The organism is Serratia sp. 1D1416 (assembly GCF_003641105.1).
Classification (GTDB): Bacteria; Pseudomonadota; Gammaproteobacteria; order Enterobacterales; family Enterobacteriaceae; genus Serratia; species Serratia ficaria.
The window spans coordinates 4,117,688-4,136,091 of record NZ_CP032738.1 but is presented as its reverse complement, the minus strand read 5'-3'; the positions used below and the strand labels follow the sequence as shown (position 1 = coordinate 4,136,091).

At 63.5% G+C, this 18,404-nt stretch carries 17 protein-coding genes and 1 pseudogene; 9 read left to right on the top strand and 9 right to left on the bottom strand.

Going from position 1 to position 18,404, the window contains the following annotated elements:
- Nucleotides 1-26: 26 nt before the first annotated feature.
- Nucleotides 27-1,817 carry a sigma-54-dependent Fis family transcriptional regulator gene (locus D7I37_RS20000; protein ID WP_129544217.1) on the bottom strand — a complete coding sequence of 597 codons (1,791 nt, stop codon included), beginning with the start codon at nt 1,815-1,817 and terminating at the stop codon, nt 27-29.
- A gap of 288 nt (nt 1,818-2,105) precedes the next feature.
- Between D7I37_RS20000 and D7I37_RS19995 the strand changes: the two genes are divergently transcribed.
- Nucleotides 2,106-3,626, top strand: a complete 1,521-nt coding sequence (locus D7I37_RS19995) for an aldehyde dehydrogenase family protein (protein WP_061795322.1) — start codon at nt 2,106-2,108, stop codon at nt 3,624-3,626.
- Between the two features lie 50 nt (nt 3,627-3,676).
- Here the strand turns inward: D7I37_RS19995 and adhP are convergent, their stop codons facing one another.
- Nucleotides 3,677-4,687: an alcohol dehydrogenase AdhP gene (gene adhP, locus D7I37_RS19990; RefSeq protein ID WP_061795323.1), complete on the bottom strand. Its 1,011-nt coding sequence runs from the start codon at nt 4,685-4,687 to the stop codon at nt 3,677-3,679.
- 211 nt (nt 4,688-4,898) lie between these two features.
- Here adhP and D7I37_RS19985 point away from each other — a divergent pair, with 211 nt between their 5' ends.
- On the top strand, nt 4,899-5,192 hold the full coding sequence (locus D7I37_RS19985; RefSeq protein WP_061795324.1) for a SelT/SelW/SelH family protein: 294 nt from the start codon (nt 4,899-4,901) through the stop codon (nt 5,190-5,192).
- Between the two features lie 56 nt (nt 5,193-5,248).
- Here the strand turns inward: D7I37_RS19985 and oxlT are convergent, their stop codons facing one another.
- Entirely contained in the window at nt 5,249-6,511 is a 1,263-nt protein-coding gene (oxlT, locus tag D7I37_RS19980) for an oxalate/formate MFS antiporter (RefSeq protein WP_095097502.1), read from the bottom strand.
- A gap of 475 nt (nt 6,512-6,986) precedes the next feature.
- On the opposite strand from oxlT, the gene D7I37_RS19975 reads away from it, so the two are divergent.
- From D7I37_RS19975 to D7I37_RS19960, 4 genes are all read left to right on the top strand, one after another.
- Entirely contained in the window at nt 6,987-7,481 is a 495-nt protein-coding gene (locus D7I37_RS19975; RefSeq protein WP_061795326.1) for a TIGR00645 family protein, read from the top strand.
- A gap of 171 nt (nt 7,482-7,652) precedes the next feature.
- Entirely contained in the window at nt 7,653-8,099 is a 447-nt protein-coding gene (fabZ, locus tag D7I37_RS19970) for a 3-hydroxyacyl-ACP dehydratase FabZ (protein ID WP_129544216.1), read from the top strand.
- 24 nt (nt 8,100-8,123) lie between these two features.
- A complete protein-coding gene (locus tag D7I37_RS19965; protein WP_095097496.1) occupies nt 8,124-8,912 on the top strand; it encodes a spermidine synthase in 789 nt (262 codons plus the stop codon).
- Nucleotides 8,913-8,989: 77 nt separating this feature from the next.
- The gene (locus D7I37_RS19960; RefSeq protein WP_061795329.1) at nt 8,990-9,184 is read left to right on the top strand and encodes a ribbon-helix-helix protein, CopG family; all 195 of its coding nucleotides are present in this window, start codon (nt 8,990-8,992) and stop codon (nt 9,182-9,184) included.
- A gap of 4 nt (nt 9,185-9,188) precedes the next feature.
- Here the strand turns inward: D7I37_RS19960 and D7I37_RS19955 are convergent, their stop codons facing one another.
- Nucleotides 9,189-10,406: an MFS transporter gene (locus D7I37_RS19955; RefSeq protein WP_061795330.1), complete on the bottom strand. Its 1,218-nt coding sequence runs from the start codon at nt 10,404-10,406 to the stop codon at nt 9,189-9,191.
- A gap of 186 nt (nt 10,407-10,592) precedes the next feature.
- Here D7I37_RS19955 and D7I37_RS19950 point away from each other — a divergent pair, with 186 nt between their 5' ends.
- Both D7I37_RS19950 and D7I37_RS19945 read left to right on the top strand, forming a co-directional pair.
- Nucleotides 10,593-11,207 carry a TetR/AcrR family transcriptional regulator gene (locus D7I37_RS19950; RefSeq protein ID WP_061795331.1) on the top strand — a complete coding sequence of 205 codons (615 nt, stop codon included), beginning with the start codon at nt 10,593-10,595 and terminating at the stop codon, nt 11,205-11,207.
- Between the two features lie 64 nt (nt 11,208-11,271).
- On the top strand, nt 11,272-11,679 hold the full coding sequence (locus D7I37_RS19945) for a VOC family protein (RefSeq protein WP_061795332.1): 408 nt from the start codon (nt 11,272-11,274) through the stop codon (nt 11,677-11,679).
- Here D7I37_RS19945 and D7I37_RS19940 read toward each other — a convergent pair.
- The 3 genes and pseudogenes from D7I37_RS19940 to D7I37_RS19930 form a co-directional block, all read right to left on the bottom strand.
- Nucleotides 11,652-13,065, bottom strand: a pseudogene (locus tag D7I37_RS19940) (MFS transporter). The gene D7I37_RS19945 and the pseudogene D7I37_RS19940 overlap by 28 nt on opposite strands.
- Before the next feature lie 116 nt (nt 13,066-13,181).
- Nucleotides 13,182-14,249: an oxidoreductase gene (locus D7I37_RS19935; protein WP_129544799.1), complete on the bottom strand. Its 1,068-nt coding sequence runs from the start codon at nt 14,247-14,249 to the stop codon at nt 13,182-13,184.
- A 12-nt stretch (nt 14,250-14,261) separates the two neighbouring features.
- Nucleotides 14,262-15,011, bottom strand: a complete 750-nt coding sequence (locus D7I37_RS19930; protein WP_095097487.1) for a DeoR/GlpR family DNA-binding transcription regulator — start codon at nt 15,009-15,011, stop codon at nt 14,262-14,264.
- Nucleotides 15,012-15,154: 143 nt separating this feature from the next.
- Between D7I37_RS19930 and D7I37_RS19925 the strand changes: the two genes are divergently transcribed.
- Nucleotides 15,155-16,030, top strand: a complete 876-nt coding sequence (locus D7I37_RS19925) for an alpha/beta hydrolase (protein WP_061795336.1) — start codon at nt 15,155-15,157, stop codon at nt 16,028-16,030.
- Here the strand turns inward: D7I37_RS19925 and D7I37_RS19920 are convergent.
- Together D7I37_RS19920 and D7I37_RS19915 are read right to left on the bottom strand one after the other, a co-directional pair.
- Nucleotides 15,999-17,174 carry an MFS transporter gene (locus D7I37_RS19920; protein WP_061795337.1) on the bottom strand — a complete coding sequence of 392 codons (1,176 nt, stop codon included), beginning with the start codon at nt 17,172-17,174 and terminating at the stop codon, nt 15,999-16,001. The two genes, D7I37_RS19925 and D7I37_RS19920, sit on opposite strands and share 32 nt — an antisense overlap.
- Entirely contained in the window at nt 17,171-18,331 is a 1,161-nt protein-coding gene (locus D7I37_RS19915) for a serine hydrolase (RefSeq protein ID WP_095097481.1), read from the bottom strand. Before D7I37_RS19915 ends, D7I37_RS19920 begins: the two co-directional genes overlap by 4 nt.
- Between the last annotated feature and the right edge of the window lie 73 nt (nt 18,332-18,404).

Below are 18,404 nucleotides of genomic sequence, written 5' to 3'. Positions count from 1 at the left end.
AGGCTAAAACCGCCCGGGCGGCGGTTTTAGCCGTTCGGGGCCGCCAGGCGTCGTTTATCCATCCTGCGGTACAGCGTGCTGCGCGAAATGCCGAGCGCCTTCGCCGCCAAACTCAGGTTGCCGTCGGCCTTCCTGATCGCCTCCTGCAGGTCCGGCGCGCCCGGCGCCGGTTTCGGCGGCGCGGTTATCGCCGGCGGCAGATCGTCGGGGGTGATGACGCCGCGGTCATCGGCCAGCGCCAGCAGCACCTTCAGGGTGCTCAGCAGCTGGCGCACGTTGCCCGGCCACGGGTAGCGCGCCATCAGGGCCAACGCCTCGGGCGACAAACGAATGCCGCGCCGCTCGCCGCCCAGCTCTCGCCACAGCTGCAGAATGAAGCGCTGCGGTTCCGCCCGCTCCCGGAGCGGCGCGACGTTCAGGCTGTATTCCTGAATGCGGTACAGCAGATCCTCACGAAACGCCCCCGCCTGCACCCGCTGGGCAAGATCGTGGTGGGTGGCGCAGATCAGCGAGAAATCGACGGCATAGGCGCTGCGGCTACCCAGCGGCGTCACCGTTTTTTCCTGCAGCACCCGCAGCAGCCGGGTTTGCAACGTCAACGGCATATCGCCAATTTCATCGAGGAACAGTACGCCGCCGTCGGCCTCCCTGATTTTGCCGAGATAGCCTTTGGGGTTGGCGCCGGTAAATGCGCCCGGCGCATAGCCGAACAGTTCGGATTCGATCAGCTGTTCCGGCAGCGCCGCGCAGTTGATCGCCACGAAGTTGCCGCGGCTCCAGCGGCTTTCCCGGTACAGCCGACGGCTAAAGTGCTCTTTGCCGCAGCCGGTCTCGCCGGTGATGCACAGCGCCAGCCCGGCGTTGAGGATGCGCAGCGCTTTCTGATGCTGTTGATCCTGTTTTTCCGCCGGCTGCGCGCGCGCGCCGACGGCGACTGAACCGCGCGGCGGCGCTTCCAGCAGCGAGTAGTAATGGCGGTCGTTGCAGGCCTGCGTCCGGCGCGGCGCACCGGACGGCTGCCGGGGCAGCAGCGGAAACAGGCTGGCGAAGCCGGTGGCGCCGAACGACGCCGGCGACAGGTTGAATTCCCGCATGGCGAGCCGGTTGGCGGCGATCAGCACCTCATCGCGGAACACCAGCAACAATTCCTGCGCGCTGCCGAGGCTGCGGGCGTCGGCATGCAGGCTGAGCGTCCAGTCGTGCGCGGAGACCAGGCTTTTCACCCAGCGGTGCTCGATATGCCTGACCGCCTGCAGGACCAGCGCTCGCGCATCGCGATAAGGATTTTGCGCCGGCGCCGAAATATCCAGCACGCCGGCAATCAGGCCGTCGGGGCGGTAAATCGGCGCCGCGGTGCAGTAAAGCCCGGCATTCTGCTTGAGAAAGTGCTGGTCGCCGTTCACCTCGCAAAACTCGCCGAGCGCCAGCGCGGTGCCGATGGCGTTGGTGCCCCGCACCTGCTCGCCCCACAGGTTGCCGGGCGCCAGAGCGAAACGCGACGCCCGATGCAAAAAGTCCGTATTGCCGCAGGTTTCCAGCACCAGCCCGGCGGCGTCGGAGATCACGACGATCGACGGCTGGCGGTTGATTTCCGATCCCAGTTGCTCGATGAACGGCCGCGCCAGCTGCGGCACCCAGGCGTTTTCACCGCGCAGCTCGCTGAGCAAGGCCGGCTTGATAAAGGGGATGTGGTCGTCGGCGCGCGTCAGGCCGTAACGCCGGCTGCGCTGCCAGGATTCGTTCAGCGGGCTCGGGAGAAGCCGGTTATCACCGGCCGAAGCCTGGCCCGGGCGGGCCGCTCGCTCTTTCTGCAACATGCGCTTCTCCACCGAATAAGAATGTTGCAAGTTTGTATCACGACCGTGTATCAGGTGTTGCGACACGGGACACAAAAAATAACCGCCGGGCCTGGCGGATCGGAACGGCGAGGTAACGAAACTATTTTAACGACAAATCAATCGATTGATATTAAAGCATTTGCTGAAATGAAGAGATAGGTGAAATCAATCTGGCATAGGGAATGCTTATGACTCACTGCGGCGACATGTCGCATTCGCAGGCGCAGCCCAATAGCGTCGGTTATCTTCTGCAGAGAGGTGCACAACATGAAATATGTCCATCCCGGTTTGCCTGGCTCGCTGGTTTCCTTCAAAAAGCGTTATGGCAATTACATTGGCGGCAAATTTGTCGAACCGGTTGCCGGCAACTACTTCACCAACACCTCCCCGGTGACCGGCCAACCGATCGCCGAGTTCCCGCGTTCGGACGCCAAAGATATCGAGCTGGCGCTGGATGCGGCGCATGCGGCGGCCGACGCCTGGGGCAAAACCAGCGTGCAGGAACGCGCCAACCTGCTGCTGGCCATCGCCGATCGCATCGAGTCGCGGCTGGAAATGCTGGCGCTGACGGAAACCTGGGACAACGGCAAACCGATCCGCGAAACCCTGAATGCCGATCTGCCGCTGGCGGTCGATCACTTCCGCTACTTCGCCGGCTGCCTGCGCGCGCAGGAAGGCAGCGCGGCCGAGATTGATCAGAACACCGTGGCCTACCATATCTATGAACCGCTGGGCGTGGTCGGCCAGATCATCCCCTGGAACTTCCCGCTGCTGATGGCCGCCTGGAAGCTGGCGCCGGCGCTGGCGGGCGGCAACTGCGTGGTGTTGAAACCGGCGGAGCAAACCCCGCTCGGCATCAGCGTGCTGATGGAGGAAATCGGCGATCTGCTGCCGCCGGGCGTGCTCAACGTGGTGCAGGGGTTCGGCGCCGAAGCCGGCGAGGCCCTGGCACGCAGCAAACGCATCGCGAAAATCGCCTTTACCGGTTCCACCCCGATAGGCCGGCGCATCCTCGCCTGTGCGGCGGAGAACATCATTCCCAGCACCGTCGAACTGGGCGGCAAATCGCCCAACATCTACTTTGAAGACATCATGCAAGCCGAACCGGAGTTTATCGACAAAGCGGTTGAAGGGCTGGTGCTGGGCTTCTTCAACCAGGGCGAAGTCTGCACCTGCCCTTCGCGCGCGCTGATCCAGGAATCCATTTACCCGCAGTTTATCGAGAAAGTGCTGGCGCGCATCGCCACCATTCGCCAGGGCGACCCCTTTGACACCGACACCATGATCGGCGCTCAGGCCTCGAAACAGCAGTACGACAAGATCCTGTCCTACATCGACATCGCCAAAAACGAAGGCGGCAAGATCGTCGCCGGCGGCGAACGCGTGACCCAGGGCGATGAACTGCAAAACGGTTTCTACCTGCAGCCGACGCTGATTACCGGCAACAACAGCATGCGTTTCTTCCGTGAAGAGATTTTCGGACCGGTGATCGGCGTGGCCAGCTTCAAGGACGAGGCCGAAGCGCTGGCGTTGGCCAACGACACTGAGTTTGGGCTGGGAGCCGGGCTGTGGACCCGCGACATCAACCGCGCCTATCGCATGGGCCGCGCCATCAAGGCCGGCCGCGTCTGGACCAACTGCTACCACCTGTACCCGGCGCACGCCGCGTTCGGCGGATACAAAAACTCCGGCATCGGGCGCGAGACCCACAAGGCGGCGCTGTCGCATTATCAACAGGTGAAAAACCTGCTGGTGAGTTACGACGCCAAGCCGCTGGGGCTGTTCTGATCGACGAAGGGCCACCGCTGGCGGTGGCCCTTCGTTGGCGGCGGCCGCAGTTACGCGGACAGGTCGATCACCATGCGGCCGCGGATTTTCCCCGACTTCATTTCTTCGAAGATGTCGTTGATGTCGCCCAACGGACGCTTGGTGACCTTCGGCGTCACCTTGCCTTCGGCGGCGAACTGGAACGCCTCTTTCAGATCTTCGCGGGTGCCCACCAGCGAGCCGACCACCTGAATGCCGTCCAGCACCAAACGCGGAATGCTCAGATCCATGTTCTCCGGCGGCAGCCCCACGGCCACCACTTTACCGCCGGCGCGCACCGCATTCACCGCCGAGTTGAAGGCCGATTTGGCCACCGCGGTAACGACCGCGGCATGGGCGCCGCCCACCTGCCGCTGGATAATTTCTTCGGCGTTTTGGTGCTGCGGATTGATGGTCAGGTCCGCGCCGATTTCTTTGGCGAAGTCCAACTGGCCGTCGTTGACGTCAATGGCGATCACCTTGGCGTTGAACACGTTCCTGGCGTACTGCAGCGCCAGGTTGCCCAAGCCGCCGAGGCCGTAGATGGCGATCCACTGGCCTGGCTGGATGCCGGAAATCTTCACCGCCTTGTAGGTGGTCACCCCGGCGCAGGTGATGCTGCTGGCGGCGAACGAGTCCAGGCCGTCCGGCACTTTTACCGCGTAGTCCGCCACCACGATGCACTCTTCCGCCATGCCGCCGTCTACGCTGTAGCCGGCGTTTTTGACCGCGCGGCACAGCGTCTCGTTGCCGCTGACGCAGTATTCGCAGTGGCCGCAGCCCTGATAGAACCAGGCGACGCTGGCTCTGTCGCCAACCTTCAACGAGGTGACGCCGTCACCGACCGCGCTGACCACCCCAATGCCTTCATGGCCGAGCGTAATGCCGGGAACTTCGCCAAAATCGCCATTTTTAACGTGCAGATCGGTATGGCACACCCCGCAGCACTCCATCCTCAGCGCCGCTTCGCCGTGCTTCAGCGGGCGAAGCTGTTTGTCCTGAATGTCCACGGTATGGTTTTTGGTCACTACGGCAGCTTTCATGGTGGTTTCCTCAGCTGAAATGAAAAGGTCACCTGTAACTGTAGTGACTGAGTCACCAGAGGGCAAATCGGGTATTTTTATGTAAAAACAAATAATTAAATATGAAAGATTTTGTCGTTTCCTTGAGGGGCAACCCACAGAGCGGCCAATTGACAAAGACGGGTGCGGCATCCGATGATAGCGGCAACGTTAATTTGCCGGCGACCCTACGATGAAAACCGCCCCTGCCGTTACCATTCATTACTGTTCACAATGCAACTGGCTGCTGCGCGCCGGCTGGATGGCGCAAGAGCTGCTCAGCACCTTCGGTGACGATCTCGCCTCCGTCACGCTGATGCCCGGCACCGGCGGGGTGTACCAAATCAGCGTCGGCGGCGTGATGATCTGGGATCGAAAAATAGACGGCGGCTTTCCCGATGCGGCGCAGCTGAAACAGCGCCTGCGCGACCACTGCTTTCCCGATCGCTCGCTCGGCCATAACGACGGCAAAAGCGCCAAGCATTGAGCCCGCTTAGCGGCCGGGGGCCTGAACCTCTCCCCGGCGCGGCGCCGGGGAGGATTTCAATTCGGCTGCTGAGCGCGCATGAAGCGGGAGCGCCAGGGTTTCAGCACCCACAGCGCCAATCCTGCGGTGATAAAGTCCAGCGCAATCGCGCAGCCGAAGACCACATGCCAACCCTGAGTGTGCTGATACAGCAGCGCCGCCAGAGGGCCGCCGAAAATCGAACCTATGCCCTGCGACATATACAGCCAGCCGTAGTTGGCGGTCGCATTTTGGCTGCCGAAGGTGTCGGTCAGCGTCGAGGGGAACAGCGAGAAGATTTCCCCCCAGCCGAAGAACACCACGCCGGACAACAGCACAAACAGCAGCGGATCCTCACGGCACATCAGCCACAGCGTCATTGCGCAGCCTTCCAGCGCGAAGGCGATGAACATGGTCTTTTCCCGCCCATAGCGGTCGGAGATAAAGCCAAACAGCGGCCGCGTCAGCCCGTTGGTAAATCTGTCGATGGTCAGCGCCAGCGGCAGCGCCGCCATGCCGAACACCACCGCGCCGCTGATGCCGAAGTCATGGGCGAACACCGCCATTTGCGAGGTCACCATCAGCCCGGACGTGGACATCATCGCCATCATCAGGAACATCAGCCAGAATAGCGGCTGCCGCAACATTTCCCGCGAGGCGAACTGTCGCTTGCCCTGTTCGAGCCTGACGCTGCCGGGCAGCGAAGCGGCATTGGCCGGCACCCTCAGCCCCTGGCTCGCCAGCAACCCGACCAACGCAAACGCGCCGCCGAAGACCATCATCGTCTGCTCCACGCCGTAGCTGCCCAATGAGAGGGAAATGGGGAATGTGGTCAGGATCGCCCCCATGCCGTAGCCCGCCGCGACCGCCCCGGCGGCGAAACCGCGATTGTCGGGGAACCATTTCACCATCAGCCCGACGATGCCGACGTACACGATGCCGGTGCCCAGGCCGCCCAAACAGCCGTAGACCACATACAGCGCCAGCAAACCGTTGACCTGCGATGACAGCACCCAGCTGAGCCCGGCCAGCAGCGTGCCGAGGGAAATCAGCCGGCGCGGGCCGAAGCGATCGATCAGTTTGCCCTGGAACGGCGAAAAAAAGGTTTGCAGAATAATCAGCAACGAGAACGTCACCTGCAGTTCAGGCAACCCCACGCCCAATTTCGCCGTCAGCGGCCCGGTCAGCAGCGTCCAGACATATTGCGGGCTCGATATTGAAGCCATGCAAATCAACCCGAGCAACAGCTGGGTCCATTTGCCGTATTTGCTCGCCTGCAGCGATTCGGTCAGTACCGTCATTATTTATTTCTCCCCGAGTGCGAATGTCATTACCGCGCCGCAGCGGCGGAGCCGATGCGATTGGCGCTTTATCGTATTTTTGACGTCGTGCGGCGATAGCCGCAGAAACTCAGGAAGCAGCAATCATGCCACCCCGACGACAGGGGAAATAAACAAGCCAGATATCAATTAGTTATATTAATATTTAATTATAATTAAATGGCCATTAATAAATTCGTTAAATATTCCCAGCCATAATGCACCGCCGTAGTGCCGAAATAGTCAATTGACGCACCAGTATATTCGTTAATTCGGGCCATTAATGAATTAAATAAATAGCTTTATTATTCCGCTCGCTTTATTTAACCCTTAATTGCCGTATCCCTGTGCGCAACGCCGCCCTCCCTCGGCGCGCCCTTTCCCCTTCATGCCGGTTGATTTCTCCCGGCCCATCTGAGCTATACTGTGGGCCCTTTGGTAACAAACTCAGATAACTATGGAACGTTTGATAGAAAACGCGATGTACGCCTCACGCTGGCTGCTCGCCCCGGTCTATTTCGGCCTGTCGCTGGCGTTGATCGCCCTGTCGATCAAATTCTTTCAGGAAATTCTCCACGTCCTGCCCAATATCTTCGCGGTGGCCGAAGCGGATCTGATCCTGACCCTGCTGTCGCTGGTCGACATGGCGTTGGTTGGCGGCCTGCTGGTGATGGTGATGTTCTCGGGTTACGAGAACTTCGTCTCGCAACTGGATATCAACGAAGGGAAAGAGAAGCTGAGCTGGCTGGGGAAAATGGACGCCACCTCGCTGAAAAACAAAGTGGCGGCCTCCATCGTCGCCATCTCCTCCATTCACCTGCTGCGGGTGTTTATGGACGCCAAAAACGTGCCGGACAACAAGCTGATGTGGTACGTGATCATCCACCTCACCTTCGTGCTTTCCGCCTTCGTCATGGGCTACCTGGACAAGGTCACCCGTTCCAAACCCTGACCCCTTCCCGCACCCGGCCGTCGCCGGGTGACTTTCACCTCGCCTTCTCGCCGCATCGCTTTTTCATCTGGCACATTCAATGATAATTTTATTATAATGTTATTACACTCCACTTAGACTGATGCCGCCAGCCTGGCCGGCGTCGCTCCGCTGACAGGACCGGAATCACCCATGCCGCTGAATGGTAACCCACTGCAATTTCAGGATATTCAATCTATCCTGCCTCATCGGTACCCCTGTCTGTTGGTCGATCGCGTGCTGGCCGCAGGCACCTGCGTCGCAGAAGGACGCCTGAGCGCCATCAAAAACGTCACCGCCAACGATCCGGCGCTTTGGCCTGCCGGCGGTGCCTTTCCGGGGGTATTGATGGTCGAAGCGCTGGCGCAGAGCACCGGCCTGCTGGCGCATTATTTCCTCGGCGCGCTGCAGGAAGGAGAGCACTATTACTTTGCCGCCATTCAGCGGGCGCGGTTTTATCGGGCCGCGCGCCCCGGCGATCGGGCCCATCTGGCGGTGACCTTCGTGCGCAAGCGCGGCGCGATCGCGCGCTTCCGCGGGCTGGCCACCGTTGATGGCCGCCGGATCTGCTGCGCAGATTTTATGTGCGCCCGCAAATAGACCCACAGGAGCCACAGCAAAACCATGTCTCTGGTTGACAGCTTACTCAGCACCCTCGATTTCTCGCCGCGCGGCCAGGTGATCGCCCGCCTGGAAGACGCCTGCGGCGAGATTATCGTCTCTGACCACAAAGACTACCGCACGCTGCGTTTCGACGGCATCTGCGAGCAGAGCAAAATGAGCCTCAGCAATCCGGCGCTGCCGATCCACAACTACATCAAGGCGATGCTGATGGCGGTCGCCTGGCAGCCGCCGGCGTCGGCGTTGATCCTCGGCCTGGGCGGCGGCAGCCTGGTGCGCGCGCTGCACGCCAGCGATGCGCATATGCGGCTGGAGGTGGTCGAGCTGCGCGCCGCGGTGGTGTCGGTCGCCGAACGTTACTTTACCCTGCCCGGCGCCGATGCCGTCGCGCTGCACACCGCCGATGCGGTGGAGTTTGTGCGCACCGCGCATGGGCGGCGCTATGACCTGATTTTTTCCGATCTCTACTCGGCCTTCGCCATGGATCCTCAGCAGGGCAGCCAGAGTTTTCTGGAGAACTGCGCCGCCCGACTGAACGATGGCGGCTGGCTGGTGTTGAACTATCATGAAGTGCCCCATGCCGATACCCTGCTGTATCACAGTCTGCATCGGGTTTTTGACAGCGTGCTGTTCTGCGTCGCACCGAGCGGCAACGTGATCATTTACGCGTCGCCGGCGCGCGTCACCTTGCCGCTGAGCCAACTGCGCGAGCTGGCGCGCGCCAGCGGGGAAATCTTCGGCTGCGATCTGGGCTACCTGTCGCGCAAAATAGAACGGCTGCATTTCAACTGAGCACCGGCAATGCAGCGCGGTTGGCCGATTCGGTCACGTGGTATTATCATTTAATTATCATTCTCTGGAGGACCCTGATGGAAAAGAAAACGGCGCGGCTGACCATACTGATCGACCCGGACAAGAAAAAAGCCCTGGAAGAACTGTGCCTGCAGCAGGATGTCACGCCCTCCCAGGTGGTCCGCCAGCTGATCCGCGATTACCTGCAAAAACATCAGGTGGATTACCCCAGCCAGCCGACGCGCGCCAATCCGCGCGTCGACAACGCCTGACTGTTTACCCAGCCGGCGAGCGCTTCCCCCGCGGGAAACCGTGGCGGCTGGCCGAATAAGCGATCCCCAACCCGATCAGCGCCATCGCCAGCGCCGCCCAGGGGAACGACAGCACGCCGAAATGCCCCAGCAGCAGGCCGCCCAGCATGCCACCCGCGGCTATCGCGCCATTCCAGATAACCACGTTCATCGACAACGCCGCGTCTGCGCCTTCGCCGGCGCTGTCCGCCAGCGCAGTCTGCAACAGCGTGGCCGCGCCGCCGAAGCTCAGGCCCCAGAAGGCGACCGCTCCCCATACCAGCTGCGGCGAGCGCAGGGATAACCCCAGCAGCAGCGTGGCGGCGGCGAAAACGCCGAGGCTCAGCAACACCGACCGGCGCAGATGACCGTCGACGGTGCGCCCGGTCAGCCAGATGCCGCCCAGCGCCGCCAGGCCAAACACCAGCAGCACCGCGTCGACATCGGCGCTCAACCCGGCCGGGGCCACCAGGGGCGCGACATAGGTATACAGCAGGTTATGCGCCAGCATCCAGCACATCACCACCGCCAGCACCGGCCGCACGCCGGGCGTGCGCCAGACGCGGCGCAGCGGCAGGCGCCTGGCGCCGGCTTGCCCCGGGTAGTCCGGCACCTTCAGCACCACCCACGCCATTAATATCACCGACAGCAGCGACATGGCGCCGAACGCCGCGCGCCAGCCGATGGCCGCCCCCAACCAGGTGCCGAGCGGCACGCCAAGGGAAAGCGCTACCGGCGTGCCGACCATCGCCACCGCCATCGCTTTGCCCTGCTGCGGCGGCGCTACCATGCGGCGGGCGTAACCGGCCAACAGGCTCCAGGCCAGCCCCGCCGATGCGCCGGCCAAAAAACGCGCCAGCAGCGTCAGGGCAAAGCTGGAAGACCAGGCGGTAATCGAGTTGAAAATCAGAAAGCCGGCGATGGTCAACAACAGCACGTTGCGGCGCCGCCAGCCCTGGGTGGCGAGCGTCAACGGGATCGCCGCCAGCAAGGATCCCAACGCATAGGCCGTCACCATCTGGCCGGCCAGCGCCGGCGATACCTGCAGACCCGGCGCAATTTGCGGCAGCAAGCCGGCGGGCAGCGTCTCGGTCGCGATGCAGATGAAACCGGTCATGGCCAGCGCCAACAGCGCCGCCAGCGGGAAATGCGCGTCTTCACGCGGCGGCGATAACGGGTCACAACAAGGGGAAGTCTGGCTCATGGCGCCTCTTTATATACCGATCGGTATAAATATGGGTAAATTTAAGCCGCATCGGATAAATCCCCCCCTGACGCGGCCGTTACGGGCCAATTGATTTATATATCGATTGGTATAATAATGCTAAGCAGACGGCATCAGGCTGTCAATCACATTTATAGCGATCGGTATAAATATTGGGAGGCCGCTATGGCACAAATGGGACGCCCACGCCGGTTCGACCGCGATGAAGCGGTACGACAGGCGCTGCACCTTTTCTGGCAGCATGGCTACGAATCCACCTCGCTGGCTCAGCTTAAGGCGCATATCGGCGGCGGCATCACCGCACCCAGTTTCTACGCGGCCTTTGGTTCCAAAGAAGCGCTGTTCCGCGAAGCGGTAGCCTGCTACCTCGACAGCCACGGCCGGGTCAACGACGCGCTGTGGGATGAATCGCTGCCGCCGCGCCGGGCGATTGAAATTTCGCTGCGGCGGTCGGTCAACATGCAGTGCGGAGCGGATCATCCCAAGGGCTGCATGGTGGCGCTGGGGGTGATGGCCGGCGGCGCAGAGGACGCCGCGGTGCTGCAGCCGCTGGCGGACTCGCGCCGGCGCACGCTGAACGGTTTTATATTCTGCGTCGAACGCGGCATCGCCGCCGGCGAACTGGCGGCCGACGTTCAGCCCGCCGTGCTGGCGACCGTTTTCGACAGTTTCCTGCTCGGCGTTTCCACCCTGGCCCGCGACGGCGTCAGCCACCAGGCGCTGGACGATGCGGTAACCCGCCTGCTGTCGGTATGGGATGCGCATCGCCCGAACGACTAGCCGGCGACATATCAGGAATGCTGCTAATGTTGTCATCACTACACCATGACCGAGAGGGATCAGGATGTTCAGCCACATTACCGTTGGCGTCAGCGATTTGGACGCTGCAGCCGCATTTTACGACGCCATCTTGCTGCCGCTGGGGCTGCGGCAGCGCGAAGTGACGCCGGATGACGGGCCCGCGGCCCGCTGCTGGATTATTCCCGGCCAGACCTTGCCCCGTTTCTATGCCTATCAGCCGTTTGATCGCCGGCCGGCCAGCGCGGGCAACGGCAGCATGGTGGCGTTTCTCGCGGCCGATGAGCAGCAGGTGCGGCAAGCCTACGCCGCCGGAATGCAGGCGGGCGGCGGCAGCGAAGGCGAGCCCGGCGAACGCCCGCACTACGGCAAAGGCTATTTTGGCGCCTACCTGCGCGATCCCGACGGCAACAAGGTTCACCTGGTTTATCGCGGCGATCTGGCCGCCGAATAACGCGTCATCAGCGCCCGGCCGCCGAGGGTAATGCCCAACGCGGCCAGCGCCAGCAGCGCCGCCGCGCCGTAGGTAACGCGCATGCCGCCGGCAACCGCCGCCGCTTCGGCGGCGTTGATGTCACTGCCGCCGCACGCCAGCACAAACAGCGCGCCCATCGCCGAGGCGCCGGTAATGCCCCCAGATTGCGCGCCAGATTGAGCATCCCGGCGATCGCCCCGCGCCGCTGCGGAAACAGTTCTTTCATCAGCGCCGTATTGTTGGCCACCTGAAACAGCGCGTAGCCGGTGGTGAGCAGACACAGCGGCGCGATATAGCCCCAAATCCCCTGCCTGGCGGCGGTCATCGACAGCATGCCGACGCCGCAGGTCAGCGCCGCCAGACCGATAACCGCGATGCGCTGCGCGCCCCAGCGGTCCACCAGATAACCGGCGGGCACGCCGGTCAGAATGGCCATCGCCGGGCCCGCCGCCATCGCCAGCCCGACCTGCATCGCGCTCAACCCGATACCCCGCGACAGGTAGAAAGGACCGACAACCAGCGTGGTGGTCATCACCGTCATCACCAGCGCGCTGCTCGCCAGCCCCGCCGCCAGCGCCGGGTGGCGTAACATCGCCGGCGCGATCAGGGGAGACGCCGCCCGCCGCTCCACGCCGACCAACAATGCCCCCGCCAGCGCGGCGGCCGCCAACAGCGCCAGGTTGAGCGGGCCAAAATGACCGCGCCCGAGCGTCATCGCCAGCGAGTAACAGAGCAAGGCGACCCCAGCAGCGCGGCGCCGGCGCCGTCGAAATCCGCCGGTTTTTCCGCCCGCCGCAGGTTGGGCAAAAAGCGCCGGCTTAACAGCCAGGCCAGCAGCCCCAGCGGAACGTTGAGCAGGAATATCGCCCGCCAGCCGAAAACGCCGATTAACGCCCCGCCGAGCGACGGCCCCAGCGCGGTGCCCACCGCCGACATGGTGCCGAGCAGCCCCATCGCCCGGCCGGTTTTTTCCGTTCCCAGCGTCTCGCCCGCCAGCGTCATGGCGATCGACATCATCGCCGCCGCGCCCAACCCCTGCGCCACCCGCGCCGCCAGCAGCAGCCAAAGATTCGGCGCCAGCGCGCCCAGCAGCGAAGCGCAGGTGAACAAGGCGATGCCGGCCAGCAACAGCCGCCGGCGGTTCATCCGGTCCCCCAGATAACCGACGCCGATCACCGCGGTAGTGACGGTCAACAGGTAGCTGAGGATCACCCACTGCACCGCCTGAAACGAGGCGTCGAACGCCAGCGCCAGCGCGGGCAGCGCGACGTTGGCGATGCTGATGCCGAGCGAAGACAGCAGCATGCTGAGGGAAAGGCTGGCGAGAATGCCGCGGATCGCCCGCGGAGAAGAGTTTAACGACATGATGGTGCCTCCTGAAATACGCTGTCTGCAGCCTATGTCAGGAGGCGGTATGGCGGAAGACGCACGGGATGCAGTTAATCAATGCATGCGGCGCCATGCCAAACGCGCGCGGCGTATTACCAGGCGGCGATTTCCGCGGCGGTGAGCGGCAAGGTTTCGGTCGCGCCGGTGCGCGCCGCCGTTTCGGCCGCCTCCAGCACCGCCATGACCGCCAACGCCTGCAAAGCGGTGACCGGGTTGGCCCCGTCGCCGCGCAGCGCGTCGCGCAGCCGAATATAATATTGGCGCTGGTCGCCGTCCGGCGTCGGCAGCGTGCGCACCGGCTCGGTGCCGACGAACAGGCTCAGCGCGTCGTCGTCTTTGCCCCAGCCGGCCGATCCCGGGATCACCCCGGCCAGCAGCTGGCTTTCCTGGCCGTCGGCCCGTGCCTTGACCACGCTGCCCTGATCGCCATGCACCGTAAAGCGCGATACGCCGCCGGCGACCAGCATGCTGCCGTGCAGGATCACCTTATGCGACGGATAATTCAGGATCACGTGCGCCCAGTCGTTGACTTCGGCGTTGGCGCGCAGCGTGGCGATATTGGCCTGAACGCTGAGCGGCAACCCGAACAGCTGCAGCGCCTGATCGACCATGTGCGGGCCCAGATCGAACCACAGCCCGCTGCCCGGCAGATTCTGCTCGCGCCAGCGCACCCGCACTTGCGGGCGATAGCGGTCGATATGGGACTCGAAATGCGATACCTGGCCAATCAGCCCCTGCTCGATCACCTGCTTGACGCCGAGATAATCGCTGTCCCAGCGGCGGTTCTGGAATACCGACAACAGCCGGCCGTGTTTTTCCGCCAGGGCGATCAGCTCGCGCGCTTCGGCCAGATCCAGGGTAAACGGCTTATCCACCACCACGTCTTTGCCCGCCGCCAATGCCGCTTTGGCCAGCGGCGCATGGGTGGCGTTCGGCGAGGCGATAACCACCAGATCCACCTGCGGATGGCGGATCGCCTCCAGCGGATCGGCGATCACCTGCACCTGCGGCAGGTCGGCGTGCACCTTGTCGGCGTCGCGCGACGACACCACGCTCAGTTCCAGCCCCGGCACCGCGTTGATCAGCGGCGCATGAAAAGCCTTGCCGACAAAGCCGTAACCTATCAGCGCCACCTGCAGCGGCGCGGCGTTATCATTCATCATGGTTCTCCTCTAGCGGTCGTCGGCGACGACACAAAGTTCAATCGGCAATTGGTCGTCCAGGCTGTCCCATGGACGATCGGTAAAGATGCGTTGGATCTGCGACAGTTCGGCTACCCGGTGCGGCTCGCAGCGATCCAGCTTCATATGGTCGGTCACCAGCCAGTGCTGACCGCTGGCGGCCAGCATGGCGCGTTTTACCGCGGCATCGGCCTCTTCGCTGGCGCTGAGCCCCAGCTGAGCGTGCACCGCACAGACCCCCAGCAAGGCGATATCCGCGCGGTAGCGTTCCAACAGCGACAGCGTGGCGCTGCCGGCGAACAAACGCTGGCGCGCGTCCCACTGCCCGCCCAGCAGGATAAGCTGAATCTCTGGCCGGTCGCTCAGGCACTGGGCGATGTCCAGCGAAGCGGTGATCACCGTCGCCGGGCCGCGCAGTTCACGCGCCACCGCCAGCAGTGTACTGCCGGCGTCCAGCATCAGCGTGCTGCCCGGCGGGATCTGCGCCGCCACCGCGCGGCCAAGGCGCCGCTTGGTTTCCGGCAGCAGCGCCTCGCGCGCCTGCCGCTTCATCTCCGGCGGATCCAGCGCTATCGCCCCGCCGTGATTCTTTTGCGCCAGCCCCTGGCGCGCCAGATCGGCCAGGTCGCGGCGCACGGTATCGACGGAAACCCCGATGGCGCCGGCCAGATCGGCCACCGCCGCCTGCCCGCGCTCGCTGAGCAGATCCAACAAATAACGCTGTCGCGCCGCTTTGTGCATGCTTCGACTCCGCAATAACAGGCTTAAAAATGCAATATACAGCAGAAAACAGCAAAAAAGATATCGCCGCCGCAGCGCATTTAACATCAAGCAGCGAAAAAACGCCGGGAAGATAATCGATTCGACACCAACAAGGAGATGTTATGAAAATCGATCTGATGTTCGATAACGCAGCCACCAGAGCTGTGCAGTACAACGCCCGCGCCTCGGTGGAAGACTTTGACGCCTGCATGACGGAATACGCGGCGCTGGCGCGACAGGCCAGGGAGCAAACGCCGGGGATTTACGACCTGCATTACGGCATGGGGGCCGCCGAGCGCCTCGATCTGTTCCCGGCCATCGGCCAACCGGCGCCGCTGCTGGTGTTTGTCCACGGCGGATATTGGCACTCGCAGCGCAAGGAAGAAGCCTGCTCGATGGCCGCCGCCTTCGCCCGCCGCGGCGTCGCGGTCGCCACCCTGGAATACACCCTGGCGCCGGAGGCCACGCTGGCCGAGATCGTGCGCGAAGTGCGCAGCGCCATCGCCTGGCTGTATCACCACGGCGGCCAGTACGGCATCGACCCCGAACGCATTTACGTCAGCGGCAGTTCGGCCGGCGGCCACCTGAGCGGCATGCTGATCGCCGACGACTGGCAGCAACGCTACCGGGTGCCGGTGAACGTGATTAAAGGCGCGCTGGCGCTGAGCGGCCTGTACGACCTGCGCCCGCTGTGCGATACCTATATCAACGGCTGGCTGCACCTGACGCCCGAACAGGCGCAGAGCCTCAGCCCGCTGTTCATGCTGCCGCAAAAGCAGCATGCGCCGCAGATCCTGCTCGACGTCGGCGCCAAAGAGACCCAGGGTTTCAAAAACCAGACCCAGGCCTATTACGCCGCCTGCGTCGAACAGGGGTTGAACGTGCAACTGTTGAACGACCGCCACAGCAACCATTTCAGCCTGGTGAACGAGCTGGCCAATCCGGACAGCGCGATGTTCCGGCAGGTTATGGCGATGATCCGCTCAACGCAGCGGTAACCTGGCGGTAAAACCGCAGCCTGGCGGTGACGGTCATCACCGCCAGCGCGGCGAACAGCGCGCCGCAGAGCAGACAGCCCCGCAGGCCGAGCGCATCGATAAACCAACCGCTGACCACCGCTCCCAACGCCACCCCCAAATTGATGAAGGCGATATACAGCCCGGTGACGAACTCCGGCGCCTGTGGCGCCTGCGACGTCAGCCAGACTTGCGTCACGATCAGCCCGCTGGTATGCGCGGCCCCCCAATACAGACAGATGACGATCATCGGCCCCATCTGCGCATCGGCGTAGCGATACAGCAGCAGGTAGGCCGCGGCCAGCGCCAACGGATGCAGCAAGGCGGTCGCCGTTTTATGGCGCTGCAGCAGCCTGCCGGCCAGCAGATTGCCGGCGACGCCCCCCAGACCGAAAATCACCAGCAGCAGCCCGATAGCCGCCTCGCTGACGCCGGTTTCACGGCTGAGATACTCGGCGGCATAGGCGTAGACGGCGAACATGGCGGCAAAAATCAGCACGCAGGTGCCGATGCTCAGCCACAATGCGCCGCTGCGCAGAATAGCCAGCTGCTTGCGGTAGCTGAGCCGCTGCGCGGCCACGTCCGGCAAACGCAGCAACAGCCCCGCCGCCGCCAGCAGGTTAATCAGCGCGCAAAAGCGAAATGAGGCTTCGTAGCTGATTTGCCCGGCGATCCAGTGGGTCAGCGGAATGCCGAGCACCATCCCCATGCTGGTGCCGACAAACGCGTAGGCGGTCGCCCGGGTTCGCTGTTCCGGCGGGTAGAGCGAAGCCGCCGCCACCATCGCCAGCGAAAAATAAATGGGGTGAAACAGCGCCGGCGCAATGCGCAGCAGCATCAGGGCGGCGAAACTGTCCACCTCGGCGGACCACGCGGCGGCGATCGCGAAAACGCACAGGGAAAGCAGCAGCATTCGCTTGCGGTTATAGCCTGAGGCCAGCAGCACCAGCGCCGGCCCCAGCAGTGCGATGGTCAGTGCGAACACCCCGACCAGCCAGCCGGCCTGGGCGGTTGAAATGCCATAGCGTTCGATAATCATCGGCAGAATGCCGACCACGCCGAACTCGATGCAGTAAACGCCGAACAGACCCAGCGCGAGGAAGAAAATCGGCGGCAACAGTTTCATCGCCGCCCCCCGATAGCCGTATAAACCGCTTGGCATAGCTCCCCGACGAAGGCGCCCGACATGCCCTCCAGAGCGGTATTGGTGAAGGCGACCACGCTCAATTGCCGCCGCGGATCGACGAACCAGGAGTGGCCGTAGGTTCCCCCCATGCGCCAACTGCCGGCCGACTCCGGCGTTTGCGCCGCCCGTGGATCCTTCAGGATGGTGATGCCCAGGCCAAAGCCGCGCCCCGGCCAGAACGGCATCGACAGGTCGCCGATCTGATTGCGGGTCATCGCCCTGACCCATTCGGCCGGCAGCACCGGAGCGCCGCCCTGGCGCAGGGCTTCCAGCAAACGCAGGAAATCTTCGGCCGACCCCACCATGCCGGCGCCGCCGGAGGCGTAGGCGTCAGCATCCAGCGCCCGCGCCGGAGACAGCCTGAAACCGGCCGTATGCTCGAGAAACGGCAGGCGATCGGGCTGTTGCAGCGGCCGGGGCGCGGGATGATGGTTAGCGTAAGCCACCGTCAGCCGCCGCGCATCCGTGGCGATAAACCCGGTGTCCCGCATCGCCAGCGGCCCGGTCACCAACTGCGCCACCGCCGCCGCCAACGGCACGCCGCTGGCCTGTTCCATCACCGCGCCCAGCACATCGGTGGCTATCGAATAACGCCACTCGGTTCCCGGCGCCGACAGCAGCGGCGCCGAGGCAATGCGCTGCAGATTCTCCGCCAGGCTGAGCCGATCGTCATCCATGCCGTCCGACACCCCGGCCTGCGCGTAGGCGCCCTGTTCCGGTTGGAAAAAACGGTAACTCAGCCCGGCGGTGTGGGTCATCAGGTGGCGCACCGTCATGGGCGGCTCGCGGCCGTCCGCCGTTCGCGGCCGGAAAGCCGGCAGCCAGCGCGTGACCGGATCGTCCAGCCCCAAACGCCCCTGCGCCATCAGCGCCAACGCGGCGGTGGAGACGATCGGTTTGGAAACCGACGCCAGCCGGAACAGCGCGTTGGCGCGCATCGGCAGGCCCGCTTCCCGATCCGCCATGCCCGCCGCGCGGCGGTAGAGTATCTCGCCGCCCCGGGCCACCAGGACCACCGCCCCGACCAGCCGCCGCTGCTCCAATGCCCGCTCCACCGCCCGGTCAATAATCTCGGCGTCCAATGGGTATTCACTCATGATTCACACTCCAGGTAGATAGTCATTCTGCCGCTACCGAGAATAGAGTTTGGCGATTAGCGGAAAAACAGGC